Here is a 12,241-nt window from a genome sequence, read left to right as displayed (position 1 = left end):
GAGAAGGAAAGAAAAATACAGGTAAAAGTCAGAGAGATACCTATTACTTTGATATAGAAAAATGTAAACGATGCCCTTTTAAAGAAGGCTGTTATAAAGAAGGCGCAAAATCAAAAACGTATTCAGTCACGATCCACTCAACAGAACATAGTAAACAAAAAACTTTTCAAGAAAGCGAGCTGTTCAAAGAAAAAGCAAAAGAGCGCTATAAAATTGAAGCGAAAAATAGTGAACTCAAACATAGACATGGGTATGATGTGGCATCTTCCTCGGGTCTTATTGGCATGCGAATGCAAGGGGCGATGGCCATATTCGCAGTTAATTTAAAACGAATTATGACATTATTAAAAGGGAAACAGTAACAAAAGTATAGAGAGAAAGGCGACCTTTCGTTCAAAACTGAACGAAAGGTCGCCTTTTTTGTTTTACATATGTTTTATGAGATGAAAAACGGAAGTTTTTCAGTGGCCTCGCCCCCGACAGAGAGGTGCTTTTTATATGCAGAAATTCTCTGAATCAGAAAAATTAGCTGCTGTTCAGCGTTATGTAGATGGAAACGAATCATGCAAAGCGATCGCCAATGCACTTGGTATGGATAAAAGTGATTTACTCCTTTTTATTAAACGATATGAATATCATGGAGTAAAAGCTTTTATAAAAAACTATACAACGTATTCTATGCAATATAAACTAGACGTACTTAATTATATGAGCGAACATAGGACGTCGATCCGAGAAACAACTGCGATTTTCAATCTTTCTACAACGAAGATGATTCGAACTTGGAAAAAACAGTTTGAATCTGGTGGAATCGAGGCCCTAGAACCAAAGGAAAAGGGGCACCCATCTATGAATAAAGAAACAAATAAACAAACGAAAAAATTATTACCAGCTGAAGGATCTATTGAGGCACTACAAGTCGAATTAGAGCGTTTACGTATGGAGAATGCGTACTTAAAAAAGTTGAATGCCTTAGTTCAAAACAAGGAAAAATCACCAAACAAGACAAAGCACAAGTAGTCTATGAACTAAGGACTGAATTCCCGGTGAAAGCACTCCTACAACTCGCGGATATTCCACGTAGCACGTACTATTACTGGGTGAAAAACGCCGGGCAACCAGACAAAGATGCGGACTTGAAAACTTTAATTCAATCGATTTATGATGAGCATGAAGGACGTTATGGATACCGCCGTATTCGAGATGAGCTCGGAAATCGAGGCCAACGAGTAAACCATAAAAAAGTGCAACGTATATATGAAGGAATTGGGTTTGAAATGCCTAGTGCGTATGAAGAAATATCGTTCGTACAAAGGTACAGTCGGCAAGATTGCACCAAACATCTTAGATCGAAATTTCAAGGCGGAAAAACCAAATAAAAAATGGGTAACAGATATTACAGAGTTTAAATTATTTGGTGAAAAGCTATACCTATCACCAATTTTAGATTTGTATAATGGTGAAATTATTACGTATACAATCGGTTCACGACCAACCTATTCACTTGTATCAGAGATGTTAGAACAATCGTTTGAGCGACTTTCAGAAGATGACGAGCTTCTTCTCCATTCAGATCAAGGTTGGCACTATCAAATGAAAAAATATAGAGATGCGCTAAAAGAGCGTGGTATTACGCAAAGTATGTCACGTAAAGGCAACTGTTATGACAACGCTGTCATTGAAAATTTCTTTGGTATTATGAAATCTGAATTTCTGTATTTGAAGGAATTTGAAAGTGTAGATCAATTTAAGAGAGAACTAGTGAAATATATAGATTACTACAATCACAAACGAATTAAGGCAAAATTAAAAGGCCTGAGCTAAGTAACAATACCGAGTTCAGACCTTAACCGCCGCATAACCAAATAACCCATCAAACTTTATGGGGTCACTTCATTTAAGTGGTGGGTAGTTGACATTGTATTGAGCACATAAAAAATTTCTTACTATATTTTACACGCTTTATATACTGGTCCATTTACATTTGACAAAATTAATATCATGAAGGAAAACTTTTTTACTAATCTAACTCCCATTGTGTAAACAAATTATTATAATAAGGTACTAAAGAACATATACATTAATTTTATACTTAACCTTGTTTAAACAGTTAGTAGCACTACAAGTGATTTAAATAAGAAACTAATGGCTGATAAGATAGATAATATGAGGAACAAGTATTTCAAAAACTTCATAAGATATGCACCTGGTTTAAAATCCTTCAGTACGTATATCATATTTTTGAAAACGAAGTAACTGCAAACAAGCGCGTTAAAATTAAATCCATAACCTAAGTAAATTAAAGTTTTAGTAGGTAAACCTATAAATCCACTTGCTCCCATCATAATAAATGAGAAAAGAAATGCTAATCCATATGGAATATAAGTTACCTTTGAATCTCTTAATCTCTTTTTCTGTATTAATAGTCTTATAAACATAACAATGAACCATAATTGTAAACCTAATTCTACTAATCTAATTACATATTCTCTCCAAAATGGTAACACGCTACTCCCCCTTTCACTACTCTTTGTTTAAATTAATTTTCTTATTTTTCGTTTTTCTGCTATTTTTCACATTTTTAATAAACCATCTTACCCAAAGTACAATAAGTATGATATAACCAATTATAGCTGATGGATTTAATATGTACGTGTTTATGAATTCTGCTGTTCCGTCAAATCCTTCATTGGTAAATTCACCCCAGGTTACAAATTTCATCATTATCCACATACTTGTATTCATTATAAAACCACCAAGTAATAGAATATTATAATCGTCTCTTCCGTTATTCATATCAATGCACTACCCCTTTTATGAATGGCTATATAAGTCCATCATAAGCATCTCCGAGTGATACAAAATCACTCTGCAACCAATACCAATACTTCCCCTTATTATGTATAAATCTTTCAAGTAGATCTGCAAACGATGTTGCAATGGTTTGTGATTCCCCTACAATTCCATGACGATCAAAGAAGCTGTCATAACATTTCCCTAATCTATTTTGATGCAAATCAATTGTTACGTATTCTTCTTGTCTATCATTACATATAATATACCAATTTGAAGTTATATCATCTTCACGCAGCTCACCTATTATTACCGGATTTGCTAAAATAAATTTTTGTGGAGAGACTATATAAACTGAATACTCCTCATTCTCAAACAAAACCATTCCTCCGCAAAGACTGTAAAATTCCTTTACATCTTCAGGTAGGATATGCTTCGTCTCGTCAATTATTGGTAATCCTGCAGGCCCAAGCACACGGCAATCAGATAAAGATTCTATTTGTGCAATGAGTTGACTGATTTTTTTCATTTCTATCACTCCTAAAGTGATATTGATTATATTCTTATTAGCGAATTTGAGTACATTTTTACAGCTACCTTCATCTCATTTATTTCTACTCAAATTCCTTTTGTACAATTTCAATTCACTTCATTGATTGCCAAATGATTTAACATAAAATCAATCTTTTCCGTATATAAATCCGGCATCTCACTCTTTATATTACATAAAATATCTTTCACTATTTGTTTCGTATACTCATCAACCTGTTGTAAAGCTTTAATATATGGAAAAATTAACTCTTCTGAATTTAAAAGCGTTCGATGAATTCTATCTGCCCAAAATTCTGCCTGAGGTGCCATATTTGGTATTCCACTCACTAACTGTATAAGTCCATCTTCTAATCCATTCCGGCTTGCAATATAAAAAATAGTTTCAATTACATAATCGTCTGCAGAAGGTTCTGCTACATCATCCTCAAATATTTTACAAAGCTCTGGGATCACCTCATTTCCTGCATGAAATGATAATTCATTTAACATTTCTTCAAATTTTTCAATATCATCACCTTTATTTTCCATAAAGCGCATCTTATATAAAATAGCAAGTTGTTCTTTATAATTCACAATGTACCTCCTGATTTTATCCCGCATTAACGGGCAGTAATACTCCCACCTCAAAATTCAGCGAAAGCAAAGAAGTTAGGCGGGAGATAAACTGCCCGTAAAAGCCCGATTGGTGAGGGCTGATAATCAGTGGGGGATGAAGAAAACCCCCACTGATTAAAGTTTCACTTTATCCGCAGCGTTATTTTCAACTATTTAATCTTGTTCTACTGAATCCTCAATTCATTTTCTATACTTTATTGATACTCACTAGTCACTAGGATACGGAACATGATTTAAACAATTATTGTGTAAAAAAAACAGCAGAGTTTTTAAAATCTCTGCTGTTTTCTATTATTTAACTTCTAACTTGAACAAATTTTTGATTGAATACACCATCGATTCCCTACAATTTTTCATCTTTTTTCCACAATATCCATATTATCATATTTAGAGTTAATTTATTGATAATAATATGAATATTTCTATCTTTTACTTTATAGTCTTTAATAAGAACCCTGTTACTCTCCCGATATGGTTAGTGGATTTTTTAAGCAAGAGTTTCTTGTATATAATCTATTCTTATTTAATCGGTTTTTCTGTTTTTAAAACAAATGAACTTAATGCAGGAACCTTAATCTTATTATCATGGAAAACATAAAGCACTTTATTTCCTGCATGTTCACCATCTACTAGTACTTTCCAAGGACCTTTTGATGGAAGAGTAATTTCCACCGCTTCTCTATTCGCATTGTGAGCTACAACAAAACATTCCGTTTTATCACCATTTGCTTTGCCATCTATTGTATAAGCTACAACATTTTTTGGCGCATCAATGAATGCTAGATGTTTTTTTATTTGTTCAGCAGATGTCATGCGAAAAGCTGGATGGTTGTTACGCAACTCTATTAAGCCTTTCATATAATCCACTTCTTTACCGAATGCCACACGGCGCCCCCAATCCATCTGGTTAATAGAATCAGGAGATTTGTAGCTATTATGATCACCATATTTTGTACGCATGAACTCTTGGCCTGCATGCAAGAAGGGAATCCCTTGCGATGTTAATATGATGGAAGAAGACAGCTTGTGCATTTGTTTACGTACTTCTTCACTGTCGCCAGGATTAGTCAACGCAAGCTTATCCCATAATGTATTGTTGTCGTGTGCTTCAACATATGTCAGAACCTGCTCAGGATCCTGATAAGTAGACACTTTTTTATCATAGTCCATACCAGCTGTAATTCCTTTTTTAATGCGTTCTTCCATGTTTTGTTTTCCGTTCACAAAACCATTATCCTTATCCTCAAATACACTGCCTTTCAATCCATCACGAATATCGTCATTAAAATGAGCGATTCCTTTCATTTTCTCCGCATTTTTTTGAGTTGCCTTCAACTCAGACGCAAGAGGGGTATTTAAATCCCACCCTTCTCCGTGAATAATAATAGAAGGATCAATTTTATTAACGGCTTTACGTATCGCATTCATTGTTTCGACGTCATGAATACCCATCAAATCAAAGCGGAATCCATCTAAATTATACTCTTTTGCCCAATACGTGACGGAATCTACCATGAATTTCCTCATCATCTTTCGTTCAGAAGCCGTATCATTCCCTACGCCAGTTCCATTTGCAAGTGAACCATCCTCGTTGTAACGATAATAATAACCTGGAACCAACTTATGGAAATTGGATTCAGCCGCATTGTACATATGATTATATACCACGTCCATCACAACACGAAGATCATTATCATGAAGTGTTTGAATCATCTGCTTTAATTCAGTAATTCGAACAGTCGGCTCATAAGGATTAGTAGAATACGAGCCTTCTGGTACATTGTAATTTTTCGGATCATATCCCCAGTTATATTGTGGTTCATTTAACTTTTCTTCATTTACTGAAGCATAATCAAATATCGGTAAAAACTGAACGTGAGTGACACCAAGGTCCTTAATATGATCAAGACCTGTTTTTACACCTTCAGGTCCTCTCGTTCCTTTTTCTGTTACACCAAGATATTTTCCTTTTTGTTTAATACCACTTTCAGGTTGAATGGAAAGATCACGTACTTGTAACTCATAAACAATCGCATCTTCCGGATTTTTAAATTTTGGCTTTTTGTTACCTTTCCAATTTTTAGGATTTACTTCTTTTAAATCAATGACTGCACCTTTATCACCGTTAACAGAAGCAGCACGCACATATGGATCAACGGCCTCAGTCCATTTATCACCAATCTTCACCTTATATGTATAAAAAAGGCCTTTTTGATCACCTTTAAGCTTTGCCGTCCAAGTTCCTTTTTCACCTTGTTCCATGTTTATTTCAGTACCTTTTTCATCACTCCATTTTTTGTAAGCGACCAACTTTGCCTCACTCGCAGTAGGAGCCCACAAACGGAACTTTGTTTCCCATGGCGTATATACATTACCTAAATCATTACCATCATAATAAAATAAATGATCAAATTCCTCGCTACGAATTACTTTACCAATTTCAGTATTAGCTTCAATGGAATTTCCCATTTTGATTTTGTATGTTTTTTTAAAATCAAGATTCTTTTCTGTAATGATTTTGACCTTATTGGTCATATCTCCATTATTTGTATCATAAGGACTAACTTTCTCTATGTTAACGCCCTCAATTTCAATTTTTTGCTCCTTACTATTGAATGGAACATTGGTAGTTATAGTAATTTCATTGAAACTATCAATAGTGGCCTTCTGAATAGAAAGTTCAGAAGAAGGTTTAGAATTGTATACTTTATCATCGCCAGAAAGAACCCATACTTCAGCACGGCCATCCTTAATATTTTCAATCCAACGATCACCACCATCTTTTTCCCATTCATTCGTACGAACTATAAATCCTACACGATTATGGTTACCATCAATCTTTACCTTAGCATACTTACCAAACTCATCTTCCCCAGTAAACTCATAGGACCTGCCACTCGCATTTTCGGCCCACATCCAAAGATTCCAATCTTTTGTATTTCCAGACTTCTCCTTATAATGAATGATAATTTCAGTTGTTTTCGTATTTGAATCTGCTTTCGCAATCTGAAAAGAAAAACCAGATAATAGCATGACAATTACAGTAAGCAATAACATCGTCTTGTTTATTAATTTTTTTGTAATTTGCACTCCATTCACCCTTTCTTAAAATATTACGAACAATTGATTATGTTCATTTCAAAACTATGTGTTACTAACTAAGTAACACTGCTTAAGTTAATCTAAAAATCTCTTTTATAACACCCCCATATTGAATGTATTCGTATTTATTTCAATGATCTTTTAATAAGAAAATCAAACATGAAAAGAAATAAAGAAAATTTACGAAAACGTTTGCATTAAACCTCAAAAAAAAGATTTACTTATTCCTTGTTATATCTCTAAATATCAAAAGATCATAGAAAACCTTTTTAGGAAACCGTTTGTTACCGCTTTCAATTTTATAGTACTTTCTATAAAGGGGTCAATATATTATTAATTAACTGTTTTTATTCTGTGTACATATTTCAAATTTTGTTAACATTTAAAGTTGTAAATCCTTTAAGAGAACAATCATGGATATATTTTGACTTTGAAACTTCATTGTAGCTTCAACAACTAATACAATTACTACTCTTATTGCTAAGTTAGACTTTTTTCGGAGTGATTGCTCACTCCGATTTTTCTTTTCGTTATATCCAGTTTCGATACGATTTCAAGTATGATTTTTGAAAATTTACTACATCATAGTTCAATCCAATAACGCTGAACAATTTCGCCAGTATTAGGGGAAATTACTTCATTCTCTAAGATACCCCCAACTCTTTGAATGGTTTTGGCAGAGCCAATATTTGCCTTGTCACAAGTTATCAACACTTTCTCTAATCCTAATTTTTCCGCTTCAAATAAGGAAAGCCGAAGTTGTTCAGCAGCGTAACCCTTTCGACGTTCGTCGGGGTGCACACTATAACCGATATGTCCGCTCTCCACCAGTAATTCTGGTGTTAATCGATGGCGGATGTTGATGAAACCGACTAAATTCCCCTTTTCAATGCTCAAAAACTGAGTGGATGGAACTCGATTTGGTGGTAAATCTTCTCGTTTTTCTTGAATTTTGACTTTTTCAAGCCATTCGTCAATGGAATCAAAATGTTGTAAGGAACAACTACCATACGGTTGTTCTCTTGATATTAGGAATGCCTCTCGATAAGCCATGATTTGTTTGCTATGTTGGTGTGTTGGTTTCACTAATTTCATTGTCATCACCTTTCTCCTATATCATTTTTTACATTACAGTGTCCTACCCATTTCTCCCCACTAAGCAGCTTTCTTTCATTAGTGAATGTTAAAAGATTTTTTTATTTGTACGATCTATCAATCATGCAATTTATTTAAAAACGCAGTGAAAGTACTCGCTACATAAAACACATTTTCTCTTGCTACTTCCTCTGCCTCTTCTACTGTAATTCCTTCACTTCTCATCAACTCTTCTTTTTCCCATGCACCTTCATACTCCCAGAAAACAACTATTGGATTCTCTTCGTGATTTTTATAATCAAAACAAATTAAGTTTCCTGCAGGGTCAAAAGCAAATGAAATTAATCCAATTGGTAAGATATCATTGAAGTCATTATATACATCTACAATATACTCACCACTATTTTCATCAAAAGATAATAACGTTCCAAATACTCTTTCTATTCCTTGGACGTCAAAAAGTTCTGGTTCTACATTTGCTCCATTATTTTTCGATACACATTCAACATACTCATGAGGAAAATCAACACCTAATTCTTTTCCAACTTTCTTTACATATTCTTCACTTACAGCTTCGTCAGCAAATTGCCATTCTATTTTATTCATTTCCTTTTATCCCCTAATAAGGTAAAACATTACTATTATGTATCTCTAAAATAACTAATTTCATTACATTATTTTCATTTTCAAATTCTTTATTAATTCAACAAGTGAATTAGCAAGCGGTTCATTTTCTTCTGTTTCAAAATTCTCTATGAATACCTGCCTCGTTTCATTATCAACCGTAATAGCCCTATTTTCAGGAGAGATGAATCCCACTCGAAACCGTTCAGCAGTACTCTTCTAATCTTTTATCCTAAATCTATTTTTCGGGTAAGACATATTCTAAGTATTCCTCATCCCATACAAGCATGTGATCATCTACATTCACGTGCCACTCAGCATCTAAAATGACAGAACGAATTTGTGAAAGCAATGCATTCCAATGTTGAAACCCCTCCCATAGTGCATCATCTCTGTTGGCGGGTAACCTAGTTGAACCTGCGAAGATTTCATCGTCTTCCATTAGATTCTCTTGATTATATACAGTAAACCCTTCCCAGTCATATCCTTCACCCGTATTATGATATTTCTCAATTTCTTTATCGACGGAATATTCCAAAATCAATTTATCAATAGCTTCCTGTTCAACGGTAGTAAGCTTTTGTTTACGGTTTGCAGAATAATAAATAGAAACACTCATTTTATAACCTCACTTAATTCGTATTATTTGAGATAACTGTAAATCCCTATTTAAATTTCTCCAACACTTATGATACTTTTACTATTCTTTCTTTACATTCATCACAATTTTCATATACTTGCTTAGTATCAAGTATATGAAAATTGAAATATACAACTTAATAAAAAAATTAGTAATTAAGGGTTCTTCAACCCATTAATAAACTCCTTGAAACTGTCAGCAACTTTATACGTATTTTTTTCTTCGCTAGATTGCGGGAAATAAAAAGAGTGATCCCAATAATATATGCCATATTTATCAGCATCTGTAATGAGTACAATTAATCCTGAACCCGGATCGTCTCCTATTATTAAACTATTTGGTAACATATCTTCCTCAAATTCTTCACAGCATACACTTAAATCAAAAGGTCTCTTTACATCTATACCATACAAAACATCTAAAGGAATCTCCTGATTTAGCTCTTTAACAAAAAATTTACTATATCTAACTTTCGAAGTTCCTCCGTTATATTCACTTAAAAACTTTTTATAATCTTCTGGAAATGGAAATCCTAAGAATTCTTCTATTTCCTCAATCGATTCCTCTGTTGCTTTACCAAAAGCATTTAAATTCGTATATTCCCCCCTATTTAATAACTTCTTAGCTACTGACATTCTGCCCATATGTCGAAACCTTCTGTGCATGTCTTTATTGATATCTTGAATTGTTGCTACATTTGGATGATGGGGCTATCTGTAACTTCCCTTTAGAAATACAATTCTTTCTACTCTAGCAATCATTGACATAGTTCCATCGTTAAACATTATCCCAAAGAAACCTTTATTGGTGAGGGGGTATATAAAATTTTGGATATCACGCATAATAAGTTTAGTTACGCCCCATACTAATTCCCCACTGTTTAAATTTAGGAGTTCGTGATACAAGATAACAGAGTGTCACCTACTATGGATAGGGAGAAAATAATATACTCCTTATCGAAAAAAGACCGCCCAATAATAGACAGTATAGTTGAATAAGCGTTCCTATTAAGTTATTTCTTTACTCTCAAACTGGAAATTAGTTCATCTAAGCTATTTGCAATTCCTTCAAACGAACCCCTTTCAAAATCCGCCAATTCAATCTTTCCATCTGTGTTGTCTAGAACAACTATTAAGCCATTCCCCTCTACTCCTATAGGAATTTTATCAATCCTATTATCATGATTATCTTTATAACCTTCTAGGGTACTTTTAAAAGAATCTAGTTCAATATTTGGCAATACAGCTTCTAATTTAATATAATGATTATCAATAAAACCATCTAAATCAGCAAACCAGTAAGAATTAAAATAGTCATTAATCGAGGTATGTAGTTTAATATTTAATCTTTCTTCAATGCCCAGCAAATGATGCTTAGTATTTTTTTCAACAGGTTTCCACAAAATCTCCTCTTCATCATCCATTTCACCTTGATAAATGAATGATCCAACATCTTCATTGTATGATGTTTTAAACAGAAAATCTAACCCTTTGTCAAAGCATTCTTTTCTTAAATCAAAATATTTGTTCATAGCATCTTTCATTATCAATGAAATCACCTTCACTTTTCTATTTCTACTGGTTTAATAATAGGGTACGCATATTGTGTGAAATCTGGAAGTCAATGTCTTTAATTTTAATGCTACACAACTTAGTTACGTCCTTACAATAGATTTCAAGAAGAAAGCATCCATATGACAAACAAGAAATGTAATAAAGAGTTTTTAAAAATGGTGGCTGAATTATATCGTCCAGGACAATCTGTAAAACAATTAAATACGCGATGTTTAACGTATCCACCTTTTGCTATAGCTCTAAGCGCTGAGGGACAATCTAACCTTCCATATAATTTACTCGGTCGATACCCACCAAAAATACCCGGTGTATCACTTTGATATGAATGCATATCAGCACCCAACAGGGTGAATGTCTTTTTTCTATTTTCAGCACTTTTCTCATTATCTTTATACATGTAATCACTTCCTATTTTTTACGGCTCAAACCCAGCCTGGCTCACATAAACGTGATTTTCCGGAAAGATTTCAATAAATCGGTTATATACTTTTTTAATTACATTTGGTCCATACCATTCTTCTAAACCAAGTTGGGCATATTTTTTCTCAATACCAAGTTTTCTTGTGCGTTTTCCACCACTGCCATCGCCCATGAAATAGTCATCAATACATATCCGATCGACGAATGGCTTCAATTTCACAGGAAAATATTCCCCACTCGGTAAGATAGGGGCTATAGCAGCTTGGGTCGATATTCCCGTAGCTGCTAATTTTTCCAATGTCTTAAAGCGCGCCTGGATTGGGGGTGCCTTTGGAGTAAAATGTTTACGTATCGTTTCCGAATCTGTCTCAATTGTCATACTTACTCGAACTTTATCTTTAAAATGTTGCAGCAAATCGATATCTCGACTTACAAGTGGGCTTCTAGTCTGTACGAATAGGAAGTCAGGGGGATCTTCTACCATAACTTCTAGTAAAGATCGCGTCACTTTTTCCTTATGCTCTATTGGTTGATACGGGTCTGTACTTGATGACATAAAAATGGTTACATTCCCTTTGGCTTTGGCACGATGAAGCTCCTTTTTTAATAAATTCGCAGCTCCTTTTTTAACATCGACCCAATTTCCCCATTCCCCTTCTCGAAAAAGAGATACAGGCATTTCGCGTACATAACAATAGGAACACCCAAATGAACAGCCTGTATAAGGATTTAGTGAATGAGTATATCCAGAAAGAAAGCCAGTCCCTTTATTCAGAATGGTTTTCGGACTTTTATAGAATAATTCACTTTTCATGATGGAACCTCC

Annotated in this window: 14 protein-coding genes and 1 pseudogene; 2 read left to right on the top strand and 13 right to left on the bottom strand. The window is 34.0% G+C overall.

Annotated features, from left to right (window positions below):
• The coding region (locus tag BM211_RS07080; protein ID WP_177206877.1) for a transposase at positions 1 to 362 on the top strand (362 nt) is incomplete at its 5' end.
• Positions 363 to 498: 136 nt separating this feature from the next.
• Positions 499 to 1,824, top strand: a pseudogene (locus tag BM211_RS07075) (IS3 family transposase).
• A 278-nt stretch (positions 1,825 to 2,102) separates the two neighbouring features.
• On the opposite strand, the gene BM211_RS07070 reads toward BM211_RS07075, so the two are convergent.
• From BM211_RS07070 to BM211_RS07010, 13 genes are all read right to left on the bottom strand, one after another.
• On the bottom strand, positions 2,103 to 2,507 hold the full coding sequence (locus tag BM211_RS07070) for a hypothetical protein (protein ID WP_090996054.1): 405 nt from the start codon (positions 2,505 to 2,507) through the stop codon (positions 2,103 to 2,105).
• Between the two features lie 16 nt (positions 2,508 to 2,523).
• Complete coding sequence (locus tag BM211_RS07065) at positions 2,524 to 2,796, bottom strand: hypothetical protein (protein ID WP_035429992.1); 273 nt, start codon at positions 2,794 to 2,796, stop codon at positions 2,524 to 2,526.
• 28 nt (positions 2,797 to 2,824) lie between these two features.
• Entirely contained in the window at positions 2,825 to 3,322 is a 498-nt protein-coding gene (locus tag BM211_RS07060) for an SMI1/KNR4 family protein (protein WP_090996051.1), read from the bottom strand.
• Between the two features lie 110 nt (positions 3,323 to 3,432).
• On the bottom strand, positions 3,433 to 3,918 hold the full coding sequence (locus BM211_RS07055; protein WP_035429996.1) for an Imm30 family immunity protein: 486 nt from the start codon (positions 3,916 to 3,918) through the stop codon (positions 3,433 to 3,435).
• 561 nt (positions 3,919 to 4,479) lie between these two features.
• Positions 4,480 to 7,050, bottom strand: a complete 2,571-nt coding sequence (gene pulA, locus BM211_RS07050) for a type I pullulanase (RefSeq protein WP_090996048.1) — start codon at positions 7,048 to 7,050, stop codon at positions 4,480 to 4,482.
• A 594-nt stretch (positions 7,051 to 7,644) separates the two neighbouring features.
• Positions 7,645 to 8,157 (bottom strand): GNAT family N-acetyltransferase, encoded by a 513-nt coding sequence (locus BM211_RS07045; RefSeq protein ID WP_305728497.1) that lies wholly within the window; start codon positions 8,155 to 8,157, stop codon positions 7,645 to 7,647.
• Positions 8,158 to 8,274: 117 nt separating this feature from the next.
• Positions 8,275 to 8,763 carry an SMI1/KNR4 family protein gene (locus tag BM211_RS07040; RefSeq protein WP_090996042.1) on the bottom strand — a complete coding sequence of 163 codons (489 nt, stop codon included), beginning with the start codon at positions 8,761 to 8,763 and terminating at the stop codon, positions 8,275 to 8,277.
• Positions 8,764 to 8,826: 63 nt separating this feature from the next.
• Positions 8,827 to 8,976 carry a SecY-interacting protein Syd gene (locus BM211_RS25830; protein ID WP_141771600.1) on the bottom strand — a complete coding sequence of 50 codons (150 nt, stop codon included), beginning with the start codon at positions 8,974 to 8,976 and terminating at the stop codon, positions 8,827 to 8,829.
• 43 nt (positions 8,977 to 9,019) lie between these two features.
• Positions 9,020 to 9,400 carry a C2 domain-containing protein gene (locus BM211_RS07035; protein WP_051957204.1) on the bottom strand — a complete coding sequence of 127 codons (381 nt, stop codon included), beginning with the start codon at positions 9,398 to 9,400 and terminating at the stop codon, positions 9,020 to 9,022.
• Positions 9,401 to 9,576: 176 nt separating this feature from the next.
• Complete coding sequence (locus tag BM211_RS07030) at positions 9,577 to 10,056, bottom strand: SMI1/KNR4 family protein (RefSeq protein ID WP_051957213.1); 480 nt, start codon at positions 10,054 to 10,056, stop codon at positions 9,577 to 9,579.
• 377 nt (positions 10,057 to 10,433) lie between these two features.
• A complete protein-coding gene (locus tag BM211_RS07020) occupies positions 10,434 to 10,952 on the bottom strand; it encodes a SecY-interacting protein Syd (protein ID WP_177206894.1) in 519 nt (172 codons plus the stop codon).
• Between the two features lie 143 nt (positions 10,953 to 11,095).
• Positions 11,096 to 11,392, bottom strand: coding sequence for a hypothetical protein (locus BM211_RS07015; RefSeq protein ID WP_256216969.1), 297 nt, complete (start codon positions 11,390 to 11,392; stop codon positions 11,096 to 11,098).
• Between the two features lie 18 nt (positions 11,393 to 11,410).
• Positions 11,411 to 12,229 (bottom strand): SPL family radical SAM protein, encoded by an 819-nt coding sequence (locus BM211_RS07010; protein WP_090996035.1) that lies wholly within the window; start codon positions 12,227 to 12,229, stop codon positions 11,411 to 11,413.
• Positions 12,230 to 12,241 lie beyond the last annotated feature (12 nt).

The organism is Bacillus sp. 491mf, from assembly GCF_900112415.1.
In the GTDB taxonomy this organism is placed as follows: domain Bacteria; phylum Bacillota; class Bacilli; order Bacillales; family Bacillaceae_G; genus Bacillus_A.
Note: the sequence above shows the minus strand (reverse complement) of the source record. Positions and strands in the feature narration are given on the sequence as shown.

Coding starts and splice junctions, on each gene's coding strand:
- BM211_RS07060 (WP_090996051.1), bottom strand. CDS start 3,322: ATGAAAAAAATCAGTCAACTCATTGCACAAATAGAATCTTTATCTGAT.
- BM211_RS07020 (WP_177206894.1), bottom strand. CDS start 10,952: ATGAACAAATATTTTGATTTAAGAAAAGAATGCTTTGACAAAGGGTTA.
- BM211_RS07015 (WP_256216969.1), bottom strand. CDS start 11,392: ATGTATAAAGATAATGAGAAAAGTGCTGAAAATAGAAAAAAGACATTC.
- BM211_RS07035 (WP_051957204.1), bottom strand. CDS start 9,400: ATGAGTGTTTCTATTTATTATTCTGCAAACCGTAAACAAAAGCTTACT.
- BM211_RS07045 (WP_305728497.1), bottom strand. CDS start 8,157: ATGAAATTAGTGAAACCAACACACCAACATAGCAAACAAATCATGGCT.
- BM211_RS07040 (WP_090996042.1), bottom strand. CDS start 8,763: ATGAATAAAATAGAATGGCAATTTGCTGACGAAGCTGTAAGTGAAGAA.
- BM211_RS07010 (WP_090996035.1), bottom strand. CDS start 12,229: ATGAAAAGTGAATTATTCTATAAAAGTCCGAAAACCATTCTGAATAAA.
- BM211_RS07030 (WP_051957213.1), bottom strand. CDS start 10,056: ATGTCAGTAGCTAAGAAGTTATTAAATAGGGGGGAATATACGAATTTA.
- BM211_RS07065 (WP_035429992.1), bottom strand. CDS start 2,796: ATGAATAACGGAAGAGACGATTATAATATTCTATTACTTGGTGGTTTT.